Source organism: Pseudoalteromonas sp. CR1 (assembly GCF_019392235.1).
In the GTDB taxonomy this organism is placed as follows: domain Bacteria; phylum Pseudomonadota; class Gammaproteobacteria; order Enterobacterales; family Alteromonadaceae; genus Pseudoalteromonas.
In genome coordinates this window covers 98,447-114,397 of sequence record NZ_JAHXRM010000005.1, presented here as the reverse complement: position 1 = coordinate 114,397, position 15,951 = coordinate 98,447, and the positions used below count along the sequence as shown (strand labels likewise).

The following is a 15,951-nucleotide window of genomic DNA, read 5'->3' as shown; positions in this document are numbered from 1 at the left end:
AATGGACATTGCTATCGAAGAGCCTGTTGATGCTTATTATGTTGCTCAAGAAGCACGCAAATTAGCTTTTGAATTGGGCTTTAATGAATTTGAAGCTGGTATGATAACAATCGCTGTTGCAGAAATTACTACAAATGTAGTTCGCTATGCTTTACCGGGCGTCGCTACTTTGACAGTTATAGAGCGAGGCAGAGGTATTCAAGTTACCATAAAAGACAATGGACCAGGCATTACAGATCTTGAAAAAGCTATGGTAGATGGATTTAGCACTCACTCAGAGCCAAGTATAGGTAAGGGTCTAGGGTCAGCTAAAAGGTGCGTTGAAGAATTTATAGTCAACAAAAATGATCCCAGTGGCCTTTCAATTACATTACGGCACTATCTAACAACTCCCGAAAATCAATTAGAGAAAGTATCGATATCCTTTCCTGCTATTGGGAACAGTGTCAACGGGGATAAATATTTTCTGAAACAATATCATAGCGATAAACTTTTTGTTTGTTTAATTGATGGATCGGGAAAAGGCATCAATGCATCGAATTCATCGCAGTGCGCACTCAATATAGTCAAAGAACATTATACTGATGATTTGAAGACCATTATTAGCCTATGCCACTCGAGCCTCAAAGACAATTATCCCTATCGCCCTGTGCAGATTGCATTATTACGTATCTCACCTGATTGGTTGGAATATTGTGTTGTTGGAGATTTAGGTATCAAAATTATTTCGGACTCTCAATTAGCATTTCCAGTAAATGACGGCAGTGTAGGTTTAACACTTCCTTCAAAAATCCACAATATAAGAGTTAACCGTCCTATGAACATGACTCTTTTTCTATATTCTGACGGAATAATACTGCCTCAAGATCTCAAAGAAATTAGAGAAGCTAGTTCTTTAGAACGTAGTGCATGTTTACTATTTAATGAAGCCGCTTTACCAGATGATGATGCGACATTAATTGTTATAAGAGATAAGATTTTATGACTATTCAATTTGATCAATTTACGACTCTACACGAGCAGCTGACAGGAATTATTTCTGCCATCCCATTTGGTGTTGTTGTGCTTTCAGATTCTCACGAAATTGAGATTATTAACGCCTCCGCTACCCAGTTTCTTGGCTTAACAAGTCAAAGTCCATCAGATGTTATAGATCAAAATTATAAAGATAGCTTTATGAATATTCCAGTTCTGGTTGACAAGTATGAGAATTTAATTGTGGCAGGTAAGCGAAGAAAGTTTGCGCTCCCTTGCGACAGCGAACAACATAACCTAAACATTTATGTTACCTGTCAGAAAATGCTAAAGGGTACGTTATTCATAATAGAAGACCGAACTGAAACAAAAGCATTAATTCATAAAACGTCACATGATCACTTAACGCAATTATTGAATCGTCAAAGTTTTGAAAAAATATTAGAAACAACATACCAAAAAAGTAATATAAACGACAACGCGGTCGTTGTATTTATAGATTTAGATAGATTTAAACTCATTAATGATATTGCAGGACATGCTTATGGTGATGAGGTTTTAAAACGAGTAGCAACTTCCCTTGTCAGCTGTGTAAGAGATTCGGATGATATTGCTCGAATTGGCGGGGATGAATTTGCATTGTTGATCAGAAATTGTTCCCTAAATCGCGCGAAGGACATAGTTCATGTAATACTGCAAAAAGTTGAAAATATTAACTTAATAAGCTCAGGGAAAGTACTTGGTGTTAGTTTATCCGCGGGAATAGCCCCTATTGACCCTAGCAAGTATGACAATGTTAGCCAAGTTATTAACGCTGCAGATACAGCTTGCCGATTAGCAAAAGGAGATAATGAAGAACGAATTCATATTATTGATAGTTACTATGGTGAATTTGAAAGTTATCTACAAGATACCAATCTTTTAAATACAATTAATTTTGCTATTGCTAACAATAGTTTTTATCTTGTTGCACAAGAAATATCACCTCTGGTTTGCAATTCGGAACACCAACATTATGAAATTCTGCTTAGGTTAAAATCTGAAGACGGTACAAATATTCCTCCTAACCTATTTATACCAGTTGCTGAGAGAGCTAGAATAATGGCAAAAATAGATCGTTGGGTAATCGCAGAAACCTTTTCAAAAATTAATTCAAAAGTTAATGTTTCAATTAATTTATCCGGTCAATCGCTCTCAGACATGACGTTAGCTGAATTCATAATATGTATGTCTCATAGATATCAGGTCAACCCTAAACAAGTTACGTTTGAAATTACAGAAACAGCAGTAATTTCAAACATTGAGAAAACTCAAAACTTTATTAGCTCGCTTAAAGAAAATGGATATACATTTTCATTAGATGATTTTGGAACAGGCCTTTCTTCTTACCAATACTTAAAAAGTCTTCGCGTTGATTATATAAAAATTGATGGTATGTTTGTAAAAGATATAAATGATGATAGTTTTTCTCATGCAATGGTATGCTCAATAAATGATTTTGCCCACAAGATAGGTTTAAAAACTGTTGCTGAATTCGCCTCTAGCAATGACATCGTGGAAGAACTCAAAAAAATGAAAGTAGATTTTGCCCAAGGTTTCTTTATCCATAAACCGCAACTTTTAGCAGAATTGATTAACGAAATACAGCTTAGGCCAAAAGGGTTCTATGAAGTTAGTTCTAATCCTAAAGCCAGTGCAAACAATGGATTGTAGAGGTAATACTTTTAAATTAGTTGACTACTACGTTTAGTGCTCAGAGTAATGCTCAAGCAAATATCGCTCACATGCTTTCGCTACCCTTTCCCCTAAACGCGCAGGTTTAGGTGGGGTACTTTTTCTAACCGAACCGAGAAAAATTAAAAATTTCATGTATCGGCACTCCTTTTTAATTGCAAAAATAAATACCTCAAAAAAGTTTGAGGTATTTACTGTACGATTTAGGCCTTATCGAGCGCTTGGCTTACATCGGCAATAATATCGTCAATGTTTTCAATACCCACCGATAAACGAATTAAATCGCGGCTAACGCCAGCATTGGCCAGCTCTTCATCATTTAATTGGCGGTGAGTGGTAGATGCTGGGTGGCAAGCAAGCGATTTAGCATCGCCAATATTTACCAAACGTAAAATCATGTTTAGAGCATCAATAAACCGCGTACCGGCTTCAAGGCCACCGGCAATACCAAAACTTAAAATACCTGACGCTTTACCATTGGTAATTTTTTGGCTCATTTCGTTATACGGGCTTGATTTTAATCCCGCATAATTAACCCAAAGCACCTTAGGATGGCTCTCTAAATATTCAGCAATTTTTTGCGCGTTTTCGCAGTGGCGATCCATTCTTAGCCCCAACGTTTCAAGGCCAATTAAAATATCAGATGCGTTTTTAGGCGCAAGCGCCGCACCGGTATTTCTAAGTGGTACAACGCGGCAAGGACCAATAAACGCCGCCTCAGCAAATGCATCGGTATACACTACATTATGGTACGACGGATCAGGCTCATTCATCATCACAAAACGAGTCGCATTGGCTTTCCAGTCAAACTTGCCCGAATCAACAATCATACCGCCAATCGCGGTACCATGGCCGTTAATATATTTAGTGAGTGAGTGCACCACAATATCGGCACCTAACTCAAATGGCCGACATAAATACGGCGTAGCAACGGTATTATCAACAATAAGTGGCACACCTTTGCTATGAGCAATCTTAGCTAAACGCTCAATATCAACAATATTACCTGCAGGGTTACCAATAGATTCACAAAAATATCACGGGTATTGTCGTCAATGGCATCCTCGAATGCGCTAAAGTCATCAGCCTTAATCATACGCGCTTCAATACCTTGGCGTGGTAATGTATGGGCAAATAAATTATAAGTGCCGCCATACACTTGGCTGGTGCTTACAATATTAGTACCTACTTCACATAAACATTGAATCGCATAGGTAATCGCCGCCATACCCGAGGCTACAGCCAACGCACCAATGCCGCCTTCCATTGCCGCAATACGCTGCTCAAGTACCGCATTGGTCGGATTCATTATGCGGGTATAGATATTTCCAGGTACTTTTAAATCAAATAAATCGGCACCATGTTACGTGTTATCAAACGTGTGCGATGAGGTATTATAAACAGGCACTGCTGCTGATTTCGTGGATTCTTCAGACTCGTAACCATGGTGTAGTGCTAAAGACTCTAATTTCATAATTAATTCCTTTGGTAAATTATTAAAACACACCACTTAAGGGTAATTAAATGCACGTAAAAATACAAACCCACAAGAAAAGAATAGTATAATCGTTAAATCTATAAATTAAGATTAAACTAGTTAATTTGGTTTTGGAGTTCCTACCAGCTAATACTAGAGCATGAACTAAACTTGGCACTTCTTATTGTCTATTAAATTGTCACCTCAAAACATAGCAGACGCTGAATCCGACGTGCAGATATAACTCAACAGATTTAAGAGCGATAGCACAGTCAAAACGTTAAAATACGCGCTCATGCCGCAATATGTGGAAGTAATTAATTAAACGAAGTCTTAAATCGATTTATGTTTGAATTCGAAAACCGTATATAAAATGTTATTTAAACACGGTAGTTACATCGCACCCTTTAAAAGGTTTACTGCAAGTTAACTATAAAAACGTATCGAAAAATCAATGAGGTCTTGCTCAGGTATTGGTTTACTAAAATAATACCCTTGAGCAAAATCACAACCAAGTTCTTTTAATATTGTGAGTTGTTCTTGAGTTTCAACTCCTTCAGCAACCACTCTTAACCCTAAACCATGCGACATTGCAATTGTTGCCTCTACTAAGCTGTAGTCTTCATTGTTTTCAGTAATCCCCCCAATAAAACCACGATCTATTTTTAATACATTAAACGGGTATTGCCTTAAGTAGCTAAGTGATGAATAACCCGTCCCAAAATCATCCATGGATAGAATAACCCCTAAATTTGTGATGTTGGTTAAAGTGTCAGTAATGGTGGACTCTCCAGTCATCAACACTCCTTCTGTAATTTCAAGCTCAAGGTTTTTAGGCTCAATATTCGCATTTAATAACGATGTTTTAATAAAGTTAAACAGACTTAAATCTTTAAATTGACTTGGAGATAAATTTACAGCGATAGTAAAATCTTTATTTAACTTTTCTACGTTTTTCCATCGTTTGAGTAAGTGAAGTGATTCTTTAATAACAAACTCACCAATAGAAATAATTACGCCTGTTTTTTCTGCAATAGGGATAAACTCATCTGGTGCCACGCTACCGAGTACAGGGTTTAGCCACCGTAGTAATGCCTCTGCGCCTGTAATTTCATTGTTTTTAACATCAAATTGCGGTTGGTAATAAAGGATAAACTCCTTTCGCTGTAGAGCACCTCGCATTTGCTCTTCTATTGCTAGGCGTCGTTGAATAACGGTATTCATTTGACTGGTAAAAAACGAATATGTGTTGCGCCCCAGTGCTTTTGCCTGATACATCGCTGTATCTGCATTTCTCAGTAAATCAGAAGCCGTTTTGCCGTTATCTGGAAATATTGCCACACCAATACTAATTGTTAACATTAACTCACGGCCTTCAATTGTGAAGGGGTCTCTAAAATTTTGTAGAATCTTTTCAGCAATACCCACTGCATTTTGCTGAGTAGAAATTCCTTTAGACAGAATTATAAATTCATCTCCTCCTAGTCGACCAATTGTATCTGCTTTTCTCAAAGCGCTTTGCAGGCGGTTAGCTGTTTCAATCAAAACCTTATCGCCAGCCTCATGGCCAAGTGAATCATTTATTTTTTTAAAGTCGTCTAAATCTAAAAAAAATATCGCGGCTTTTTCATCATTGCGATCGGCTTCTACTGTTACCTGTGATAATCGATCGAGGGCTAGTAAGCGGTTTGGTAATTGTGTAAGGCTATCAAAATAAGCTTGTTTACGAATTAATTGTTCTGATTGGTGTTGTTCGGTTATATCTCGAATAATTATCATTATTTGGTCATACTTAGAGACTTTATTTATCCTTGCCTCAAAGTAGGCTAAGCCTTGGCGTACTGTAAGCTCATATTTAAATGTCACCATCTCTTCTTGTTCGATTGCTTTAGCGATATGTATTTCAAATTTTTTTGCAACACCCTTTGGTAAAATATCAAGCATACTATTACCAATAAACTTTTCAGGGGATACATAAAGGGTATTTTTGTTATTAGTATGGTAATCAATGATGATTCCATCATGATCCATTAAAAAGAGTAAATCAGGGATTGCTTCAAAGATTGTTTTCAGCATTTGCTCTTTAAAAGTAGCAATGGCTTGGGCCTTTTTTACATCCGACAAATCAATGTCTATACAATACATTTGCTTGACTTTAAATTCATTTTCAAACATTACGTGGCTTGAATAAACGTATATATCAGTTCCATTTTTATGCTTAAGTAGTATTTCTGCAGCGGGTATTGCTACGCCTTCATTTATCCACTTTGTATGAGCCTCAACTACCATGTCTTTCATCGGAGCGGGTACGATAAGGTCTTCTAACTTATTTCCAAATGCTTCCTCTGATTTAAACCCATAAAGTAATTCACTTCCCTTGTTCCAATACACAACTCGTCTTTGTTCATCATAACCTTGCACTGAAATTGAATTTACACTTTCAAATAGTTGGTGCAATGAATCGTTAGTAACAAACTGTTTAGATAATTGATTAACAACCGTGTTGGAACTCATATTGTGGTTATCTCCTATAAAATTTTCTCATTTTATAATAGAAGTTAATTGTTGAATTTCCATACACATATATTCAAAAGTAAGCTTAAGTGTATTATTCACTGTTAAAATAATAATAAAGGAGCCTTAGCTCCTTTATTAGTGTTGTTAAATTCTATTTAACATCATTTGGGTGTTCAACTCCCATCCATGCTTTGAAGCGTGCTTTTTGATCTGTAGTTGCTTGGGGATTTGCTGTTACCTTTTTGGGCTTATCAAACTTTTCAGTTAACACTAAGGTAAGGCTTTGCAGTGAATCACGACGAATAAAGTCAATGGTTACCTTATCTGACGGACTAAAGGTTTCAAGGGTCGACTTCAGATCTTTTCCTACATGATGCTTGTTTATAGCTACGATTTTATCGTTGGTCGTTAATCCCGCTTTCCACGCACTACCACCACGTTGAACATGTGTTAATGTTAAAAGCTGCCCGGTATTTTTAGCTACTGCATCTATGCTGGCAACAGCCTTAGCGTCTTTGGGTCGCTCAAAAACCAAACCTACTTTATTGAGTAATTCGTCAAAATCAATTTTTGCAGGTGAATCAACATACTCTTTCCACCAGTTTGAATAATCGAGACCCGTCAGGTTTTGTAAAATGCTTAGTACGTCTTTTTCATTAAAACCTAATGGTAACTTATGGTTGTTATAGAGTGCTTTATGCACATCCCGGTAACTGACTTTACCTGCTGTTTTTTCTAATAGGTTTATATCAAGGACCATTGAGAGCAATGAACCCTCTGAATAAATATTTGTACTGTAATTACGTCCGTGATCTCCACCTTGGTTAATCCACTTGTCAAAACTTGTTTCACTGGCACTTTGAACGTCTCTACCTGGTGTTTGTAAGTGTCGATTTATGGTTTTTGTCAATCCATTAAAAAACTCATCAATCGTCTCAATTTTTGAGCGTACTAACAAATGATCCTCAAAGTAACTTGTTGAACCTTCTGCTATCCAAAGTAATTTTGAATAATTCATATTAGTGTAATCGTAAGGTACCAACCCCTCTGGACGATATGCTTTTACATTCCAAGTATGAATAAATTCGTGGGCAGCGGTACTAATAAAGCCTAAATAATCTTCGCGGCTACCAAAACGGCCGCGTGGGCGTTGAATTATGGTCGAATTTAAATGCTCAGTTGCCCCCCCTGCGCCAGACGTTGCATGCACCATAAATACATAGCGTTCATACGGGTAGCTATCCCAAATTACATTACCTGTTGTGACTAGGTTTTTGAGATCACGCAGCATTAATTCAACGTCGTAGTTCCCCTCGCTCCAAATTACCAATTCGTACTCACGCCCATCAACGCTAAAGGAATGGAGTTGGTTAATACCTGTTTCAATAGGCGAGTCCACGAGTACATCGTAATTAGCTGCTATAAACGAGTGTGTTGAATTTAAATTAGCCATCCCAGAAACAGAACGCCACAGTTTAGGAACCTCTAATTTAACCGTTACAGGCTCTTGACGAAATGATTCGCTGAACATAAAAAAGCCAGAAGCATCTATAAAAGCATGGCTATCATCAATGTGGCGAGCACGCTTACCTAGTTCATTGGCGTAAACCTGATAACCTACACTTACTTCTGTGGGTGTATCAATATGGACACGCCATGTACTGTGATCAATTTTTTCCCACTTTAGAGGATTACCCTCTTTATCCGTTGGGTTAAAATAACGTACTCCATTGGCAAGATTAAGGACTTCATAACGGCCGGTGCGCCAAGAAGGTAATTTAATATCAAGATGAGCTTGTGCTGACTTAGGAAATTGAACGCGAACATCACCAAGATGATGCTGAGGCTCATCGATACTCAATGAGTAGTCAACATCAGCAAAAGCAGATGCCGATAATGCAGCACAAATTGATAAAACTAATAACTTTTTCATATAAACTCTATTTAAGACCTTGATTGCAGCCAAGGTTATCAAGCGAACATTTAAATGTGAATTAAAAGCGATAAACCCTCATGTATACGAGTTTGTACGCACAAGGCTAATAAAAATATAGAGTTTTTACCGAGATAACTACACTTAATATAAATTTGTTGTAGACTTAGAGTAACAAAATTACAAATCATGGTGGCTGCCTAGGTGTCAGAAAAATCTACTGCTACAGAGAGAAAACTAAAACAAGCAATTGGTGCGCGCATGGCACTGGAAGACGCGCGAAAACATCAAGTAGACACCCTCTCTATTTTTTCATCTAAATTATCCTTAGCGTGTAAGGGTCTTGACACAGAACTTGACAACAGACTTGCTAACTTTAGAAGTGCACTCAACAAAGGCGTTGGTTTTGATGATTTATCCCCTTTAATTGACGAAACAATAAAGCTGTTAAAAAAACAAGAGTCCATTCAACTTTCGCAACAACGTGACCTACAAGAAAGTGTTTTATCAGCGGGCAGACAACTCCAAAAAACCAAAGGCTTGCCAGAAGGCACACGCCGTTCATTAAGAAATTTACTCGATCACGAAATGAATAACGTTCATTCCACTCATGACTTTATTCCGTTACTGGAAAAATTAATTAGCTTTTATCACCATGCGCTAAACACAAAACTACGTGCAGATAGCAAGATTACTTGTGAAGCGACGCCTGCATTAGCACAAAAACTACTTGAACTCGCTAACGACTTAGTTCTTGAAGATGAAGCAACAATAGAAATTAAGCGTATTAAAAGCATCATATCTGAAAGCGATAATTTAGGCTCTTTGCTCGATACGGCCATAAACATAATTACTGTTGTCGTAAAAAATATAAATAAAGAACGCGAGTCAGCTCAAAGCTTTTTATCATCGCTTAACCAGACAATTGAAGAACTTCACAAATCAATAGTCGCTACAAGTAAACATTCGACGTCAATGGGGGCTGAGTTTGAGACCCTCAATAAAAATATTAAAAGTAAAATAGAAAACTTAAACGAAAAAACACAATCCGCTACTTCTATTTCATCTTTAAAAGAGCTTGTTGATAATGAACTAAAGTCGTTGACTCAAGACTTTATGGCAAAAGAAAAACTAGAACGCCAAGACAGGGAAATACTTGTATCCAGTTTTAATGAGATTAATGGCCGTATTGGTACGCTTGAAACAAAACTAACAAAATACAAAAAGCGCTTAAACGATCAACGCTTTAAAAGCCTACTAGACGGCTTAACAAAATTACCTAATAGAGCCGCTTTTGACGAACGCTATAACCACGAAATGCATTTATTTAATGTTCAGCAATCAAATGTTACGCTGGTCGTTATAGATGTTGATCATTTTAAATCAATAAACGACAGGTTTGGCCATACAGCTGGCGACATTACGTTGCAAGTGATCGCAAAAGCATTACAAAAGTCGATACGAAAATCTGATTTTATAGCGCGATATGGCGGTGAAGAATTTGTCTTATTAATGAGTGAAACCACTGTTGACAATGCAGTTGCACCGCTTGAAAAACTCAGAAAAGTTATTAAAAATATTCCGTTTAAATTTAAAGATAAGCAAATTGAAATAACTATCTCCGTAGGCGCTACGCAGTTAAAAAAAGGGGATACCCCAATTAAAGCTTTTGATAGAGCTGACGATGCTTTGTATGAAGCCAAAAATACTGGTAGAGACCGCCTTTGTATAAGTAAATAATGCCATACGGGTATAAATAATGTATGGCTCAGTAGTAATTTACATAAATAGCAAGGAGTACGCCCATGTTAATACAGTTAAACCCAACTGGTGTATTAGATTTACTATCTCAGTTAGAGGTTGATTTATTAGAACAATCCTCAACTAGCGAGCGTTATAAACTATTTAGAAATTGTGTATTAGCGGTACTCAATGTAGGCAGCCATACCGACGAAAGTTCGCAAATATACGACAAGTATAAAGACTTTGACATTCGCTTACTCAGCCGAGAGCGCGGAATAAAAATTGAGCTTGAAAACCCACCTCAAACTGCCTTTGTAGATGGTGAAATAATCACCGGTATACACGAACACATATTTTCAGTTATCCGCGATATTTTATTTATTTGTCAAAAGTACGAAAAAGATCTAAAAGAACAAAAAGCCATTACTCATATGGTGTTTGACATGCTTAGAAATGCGCATGCGCTTCGTGTAAATAGCGAGCCCAATATGGTGGTTTGTTGGGGCGGGCATTCAATAAACGAAATTGAGTATAAGTATACCAAACAAGTAGGTTATGAATTGGGCCTGCGTGGATTAAATATTTGTACTGGTTGCGGACCTGGTGCAATGAAAGGTCCAATGAAAGGCGCTACTATAGGCCATGCAAAACAACGTATTAAAAACAATCGTTATTTAGGACTAACAGAGCCCAGCATTATTGCAGCAGAACCCCCTAACCCAATAGTAAACGAACTCGTTATATTGCCAGATATAGAAAAACGGTTAGAAGCATTTATACGCACAGCCCATGCAATTATTATATTTCCAGGCGGTGCGGGCACTGCCGAAGAATTATTGTATTTATTAGGCATTTTATTGCATCCAGATAACGAAAAGCAGTGCTTACCCGTTATTTTAACCGGACCAAAACAAAGCAAAGATTACTTTGAAAAACTGTGCGAATTTATTGAAATGACGCTCGGAAAAGAAGCGCTAGACAAATTTGAAGTTATTATTGACGATCCCAGTTTAGTTGGACAAAAACTAAAATCTAAAATGGCTAATGTTCGCGAGTATAGAAAAAGTGAGGGCGATGCATACTATTTTAATTGGACGCTTAAAATTGATAACGATTTTCAGCAGCCCTTTGCACCTACACATGAAAACATGGCAAACCTAGATTTACACTTGGATCAACCAAAACAACAGCTTGCAGCAAACTTACGACGTGCGTTTTCGGGTATTGTTGCCGGTAATGTTAAAGATGAGGGAGTACGCGCTATTAAACAACATGGACCTTATACTCTCAGTGGTGAACCTGCATTAATGCAAGATATGGATGTACTTTTACAAGCCTTTGTTGACCAAGGCCGCATGAAATTACCTGGCAGTAAGTATACTCCGTGTTACAAAATAAAAGCATGAGTCATATAGTTTGAAACCCCATTTATTATTAATTGATGCGCTTAATTTAATTAGGCGCATTTATGCAGTTGATGTAAACCAAAAACACAACAACGAAGACCAATTAATACTTACGTGCAGTGAGCGTGTAGCGCAAGCATGCAAAAAATTGCTTCGCATAACGCAAGCAACGCATGCAATTGCAGTGTTTGACGGAGATAAAAGTTGGCGCTATCACTTTTATGAACATTACAAACACTCAAGAGCCCCGATGCCCGAAACACTAAAAGGTGCGTTACATCATTTTAAATCAGCAATTGAGGAAACCGGTATTATTGTGTTTGAACCAATAAATGATGAAGCTGATGATATTATTGCTACGCTTGCTTGCAAAGCCGCTGATAAAAAAATAATGAATACGATTGTATCTACTGACAAGGGATTTTTACCGTATTTAAACAATGAAATACAGATTTATGATTATTTTAAAAGGCAGTATTTAGATGAACCCACAATGGAAGAGCGCTTTGGTGTAGAAAAAAATAAACTCGTCGATTTTTGGGCACTTGCAGGCGATAAAACGAATGACATACCTGGTGTAAAAGGAGTTGGTATAAAATCAGCTCAGCAGCTTGTTAATAATTACACCTCTATAAATGAAGCATTGAGTGATGAATTACTAAACACAGCGCTACGCAAAAAACTTGAAGCCAATATGGACATGTTCGTTATATCTAAACAATTGGTTAGTTTAAGAACAGATATAAATTTAGGGTTTAGTTTAAAGCAGCTTAGGCTTAATTAGTCGCAAGTAAATAGCGTGTATTTATAACAAAACGTATACTAATACCCGTGGTAGCATTTAAGGTAAATAGTGTTGAAAAAGTTTATACGGTATTTAATTTTAGGGTTGGGGCTATACGCGCTCATTGCAACCTTAGTGATTGCTTTTTACAAAGACGATCCACAAGCAATGATTTGGCAAGATCGAGAATCATTTAATAAGCGCTACATTGAAAAGCTTTCGCTAGATTCTCAAACTACACTCAACACCGTACTTGATTACCTTGGTAGCCCAGACTTAACATTTGCCAAGCGCGATAATGAACAAGTATTACAAATTATTTTTTATCGCACACAGCATATTACGTCAGACGGTATAACAACGATGGATGAATGCACAGGCTTATTATTTAAAAATGGCCAGCTAATTTTATGGGGACCAAGTGCATACAGTAAATATCAGGAAGAAATTAGGTGAAGGCATAATGGATGAGCCCCTTGCAAATCGTTTAAAACAACTGCACGAAAATACGCAGCGTTTTTTAATTGGCTATAATAATAAAGACCATTGGCAAGCCTTATACCCTATGGCCTGTAAATTAGCCGAACAGTATAGAGTCTTATACGAACACTGCCCTAATGCACTACTATCCAAATTAACGTTATTTAATTCCCACTACAGCTATTCAACTAATTTAGTGATAAGCCAGTGTGTCATTACTGCAAGCTTATGTGCTAGCCAAAATTACGACAAAAAACTAACCGAACTTTACATAAACGCCGCACTTGTGGAGCATTTGTGTGTCTGCTCGCAACTAAACAAGCTAGCTGAACAATCTGAATTTAGTGCTAACGATAAAAAGATTTGGCAGCTGCGCCACCAATTTGCAGCAAAAATAATGTTAAGCTGTGGCAATAGCGCTGCACCGATTACACATATACTCGCAAAACTAAATAAATATAAGCAAGCTCTCGTAAATACACCAAAGATAATGCTTTACGATGGTGGAATTACGCTTGTTGCACTCGCTAATATAATAGCAATGAATATAACCCATACCCCTGCTAAAAAGCACATAAGCTTTTATCAGGCCTTGTCCGATTTATATTTACGCACGCCAAATATTTTTGCACAACATTTAATTAAATCTTACGTTGCCCACGTAGGGGCATTTTTGGCTGGTAGCCGAGTTGTGTATCAAGATCAAAATATGGTTTATCTAGCAACCGATAAACAAAACAGGCATATAATAGTTACCCCTGAAAATAAACAAAAATTAGCTTGGTTTAGAGTAAAAGCGACATTAAAAGACAACCCCAAACAATGGAAATGTGCAGATAAAAAGCTTCTATACAGTGTATGGAACAGTGAACATATTACTATTAACGAGCCAAGCAGTTTAGATAAACCAAGGCAACTAATTGAGTTAATTAGTCAAATTAAAGTTAACCAAGAATATAGTTTTAAAGGTTTGAATAAAATAATGGCTCATCACCCTGAGATTATTGCGCGAGTATGTGAAGCCGTTAAACCTTATAATAAAGAACATCAAGCAGCTAAAGATCTGCGCCATAGCTTGTCTATGGTTGGATACAATAATGCGCCTGCTATTATTCAGCGCGTCGTATTTGAGCAATTGGTTAATTCAACACCCCATCCACTACAAAAGTTTATATTAAATCGACTAGACTGTTTGGTAAAAATAATGGCTTTATTGGTAACACACAATAAGCAGTATCAATTTGAGCACATCACTTTACCTTTGTACGCATATACTCATTTTTTGTTAACCCAATGCAGTACTCGCTTAACACGAAAAATAGCTATCGATGAAGTGCCAAACAAAACGTTAAGCACTCCATTTAGTGCATTTTTTGGTGTAGCTAATATTAATAATGAGCATATTAAAGCATTGCTTTTGCAATTACTAAGCGATAACCCTTGGGCAAACATGTTGTTACAGGCAGAGCAAACAGCAAAAAAACAGCTAACAAATGAGCATAAGCTATGGGTTGCTTTAAAAGTGATTGCTCAACGGGTTTTCAAACCTGAGCTAAAATTAACCCCATGGCAACAGCAAACTCTGAGTGAGCAACTAAGACTAAATGGCTGGGATGATGAGCGACCTTTTTACGCCCAATTAGCGGGTTTACAAATATATAACAATATTTAGTTCGTTTATTACCACTATAAATAGAAATTATACCCATTATTTATTCTATAAACTGGCAAAATAAGTGGTTTATTGGTATAAATGCGCCCTTAAAATTTTCAATCATTCACATAAATGACCTAACAAGCAGTTACTCTTTTAGAGTAATTTTTTATGTGCACATCAAACTCTTTAAAGGAAACGTTAATGGCCAAACAAACCATCACAGTGATCAAAGGCGACGGCATCGGTCCGAGCATCATCGACTCAGCACTTGAAATACTAAAAGCCGCAGGATGCGATTTTGATTATGAATTTGTTGATGCTGGCCTAGCCGCTCTTGAGAAAACAGGTGAGTTACTTCCACAAGAGACGATCGATACCATTGCTAAAAACAAAATTACACTTAAGGGTCCATTAACTACCCCTGTAGGTGAAGGTTTTACGTCTATTAACGTAACACTGCGCAAGCAATTTGGGTTATACGCAAACGTTCGCCCTGTAAAATCATTTGTGGGCACTAAAGCCCGTTACGATGATATTGACATCATCACTATTCGTGAAAACACACAAGGCATGTACTCAGGTGCAGGCCAAGTAGTGAGTGAAGATGGCAATGAAGCTGAAGCAAAATCAGTAATAACACGTGAAGGCGCTGAAAAAATTGTAACATTTGCTTATGAACTTGCAGTGCGTGAAGGCCGTAAAAAAGTAACCGCTGTTCACAAAGCAAATATTTTAAAGTCTACGTCTGGCTTATTTTTAAAAGTTGCTCGTGAAGTAGCTGAGCGTTACCCACAAATTGAATCAACAGAAATGATTGTTGATGCAACCTGTATGAAGCTTGTAATGACACCTGAAGAGTTTGATGTAGTTGTTACTACAAACTTATTTGGTGACATTTTATCAGACCTATGTGCTGGCTTAGTGGGCGGTTTAGGTATGGCACCAGGTGCAAATATTGGCGAAGATGCTGCAATTTTTGAAGCTGTGCACGGTAGCGCGCCAGATATCGCAGGTAAAAACCTAGCAAATCCAACTTCTGTAATTTTAGCATCTATTCAAATGTTAGAGCACTTAAATATGGGTGACACAGCAGAGCGTATACGCAGCGCCGTTGCTGATGTAATCAAATCAGGTGACCGCACTACACGTGATTTAGGTGGCAGCCACGGAACAACTGATTTCACACAATCAGTGATTGACCGTCTGTAATTTAATAGGACGTTCAAAAAAGCCAGCATTTTTGCT

General features: G+C 37.3%; 10 protein-coding genes and 2 pseudogenes. 8 read left to right on the top strand and 4 right to left on the bottom strand.

What is annotated here, in order from left to right; translation table 11 throughout:
• The first annotated feature begins 1 nt into the window (after position 1).
• Together KZZ04_RS06640 and KZZ04_RS06635 are read left to right on the top strand one after the other, a co-directional pair.
• Entirely contained in the window at positions 2–985 is a 984-nt protein-coding gene (locus KZZ04_RS06640; protein ID WP_058405283.1) for an ATP-binding protein, read from the top strand.
• Positions 982–2,688: an EAL domain-containing protein gene (locus tag KZZ04_RS06635; RefSeq protein WP_058405282.1), complete on the top strand. Its 1,707-nt coding sequence runs from the start codon at positions 982–984 to the stop codon at positions 2,686–2,688. Before KZZ04_RS06640 ends, KZZ04_RS06635 begins: the two co-directional genes overlap by 4 nt.
• Before the next feature lie 36 nt (positions 2,689–2,724).
• Here the strand turns inward: KZZ04_RS06635 and KZZ04_RS21195 are convergent.
• The 4 genes and pseudogenes from KZZ04_RS21195 to KZZ04_RS06620 form a co-directional block, all read right to left on the bottom strand.
• Positions 2,725–2,844: pseudogene (locus tag KZZ04_RS21195) on the bottom strand (NADPH-dependent oxidoreductase); the annotation flags it as partial.
• A gap of 68 nt (positions 2,845–2,912) precedes the next feature.
• Positions 2,913–4,183: pseudogene (locus KZZ04_RS06630) on the bottom strand (O-acetylhomoserine aminocarboxypropyltransferase/cysteine synthase family protein).
• A gap of 429 nt (positions 4,184–4,612) precedes the next feature.
• Positions 4,613–6,700: a bifunctional diguanylate cyclase/phosphodiesterase gene (locus tag KZZ04_RS06625; RefSeq protein ID WP_219422221.1), complete on the bottom strand. Its 2,088-nt coding sequence runs from the start codon at positions 6,698–6,700 to the stop codon at positions 4,613–4,615.
• A 154-nt stretch (positions 6,701–6,854) separates the two neighbouring features.
• The gene (locus KZZ04_RS06620) at positions 6,855–8,636 is read right to left on the bottom strand and encodes a M61 family metallopeptidase (RefSeq protein WP_219422220.1); all 1,782 of its coding nucleotides are present in this window, start codon (positions 8,634–8,636) and stop codon (positions 6,855–6,857) included.
• Positions 8,637–8,840: 204 nt separating this feature from the next.
• On the opposite strand from KZZ04_RS06620, the gene KZZ04_RS06615 reads away from it, so the two are divergent.
• The 6 genes from KZZ04_RS06615 (at position 8,841) to KZZ04_RS06590 (ending at position 15,915) form a co-directional block, all read left to right on the top strand.
• Complete coding sequence (locus KZZ04_RS06615) at positions 8,841–10,376, top strand: GGDEF domain-containing protein (RefSeq protein WP_058405155.1); 1,536 nt, start codon at positions 8,841–8,843, stop codon at positions 10,374–10,376.
• A gap of 65 nt (positions 10,377–10,441) precedes the next feature.
• Positions 10,442–11,785, top strand: a complete 1,344-nt coding sequence (ppnN, locus tag KZZ04_RS06610) for a nucleotide 5'-monophosphate nucleosidase PpnN (RefSeq protein WP_058405154.1) — start codon at positions 10,442–10,444, stop codon at positions 11,783–11,785.
• A 10-nt stretch (positions 11,786–11,795) separates the two neighbouring features.
• Positions 11,796–12,569, top strand: a complete 774-nt coding sequence (gene xni / locus KZZ04_RS06605; RefSeq protein WP_058405153.1) for a flap endonuclease Xni — start codon at positions 11,796–11,798, stop codon at positions 12,567–12,569.
• A gap of 69 nt (positions 12,570–12,638) precedes the next feature.
• Positions 12,639–13,025 (top strand): DUF3192 domain-containing protein, encoded by a 387-nt coding sequence (locus tag KZZ04_RS06600; protein ID WP_058405152.1) that lies wholly within the window; start codon positions 12,639–12,641, stop codon positions 13,023–13,025.
• Between the two features lie 7 nt (positions 13,026–13,032).
• Entirely contained in the window at positions 13,033–14,721 is a 1,689-nt protein-coding gene (locus KZZ04_RS06595; protein ID WP_058405151.1) for a hypothetical protein, read from the top strand.
• Between the two features lie 186 nt (positions 14,722–14,907).
• Positions 14,908–15,915, top strand: a complete 1,008-nt coding sequence (locus KZZ04_RS06590; RefSeq protein WP_006793428.1) for an isocitrate dehydrogenase — start codon at positions 14,908–14,910, stop codon at positions 15,913–15,915.
• Positions 15,916–15,951 lie beyond the last annotated feature (36 nt).

Bases quoted from the DNA above. Each gene is read 5' to 3' on its own strand.
- KZZ04_RS06625 (WP_219422221.1), bottom strand. From the start codon at position 6,700: ATGAGTTCCAACACGGTTGTTAATCAATTATCTAAACAGTTTGTTACT.
- KZZ04_RS06590 (WP_006793428.1), top strand. From the start codon at position 14,908: ATGGCCAAACAAACCATCACAGTGATCAAAGGCGACGGCATCGGTCCG.
- KZZ04_RS06635 (WP_058405282.1), top strand. From the start codon at position 982: ATGACTATTCAATTTGATCAATTTACGACTCTACACGAGCAGCTGACA.
- KZZ04_RS06595 (WP_058405151.1), top strand. From the start codon at position 13,033: ATGGATGAGCCCCTTGCAAATCGTTTAAAACAACTGCACGAAAATACG.
- KZZ04_RS06620 (WP_219422220.1), bottom strand. From the start codon at position 8,636: ATGAAAAAGTTATTAGTTTTATCAATTTGTGCTGCATTATCGGCATCT.
- ppnN (WP_058405154.1), top strand. From the start codon at position 10,442: ATGTTAATACAGTTAAACCCAACTGGTGTATTAGATTTACTATCTCAG.
- KZZ04_RS06640 (WP_058405283.1), top strand. From the start codon at position 2: ATGGACATTGCTATCGAAGAGCCTGTTGATGCTTATTATGTTGCTCAA.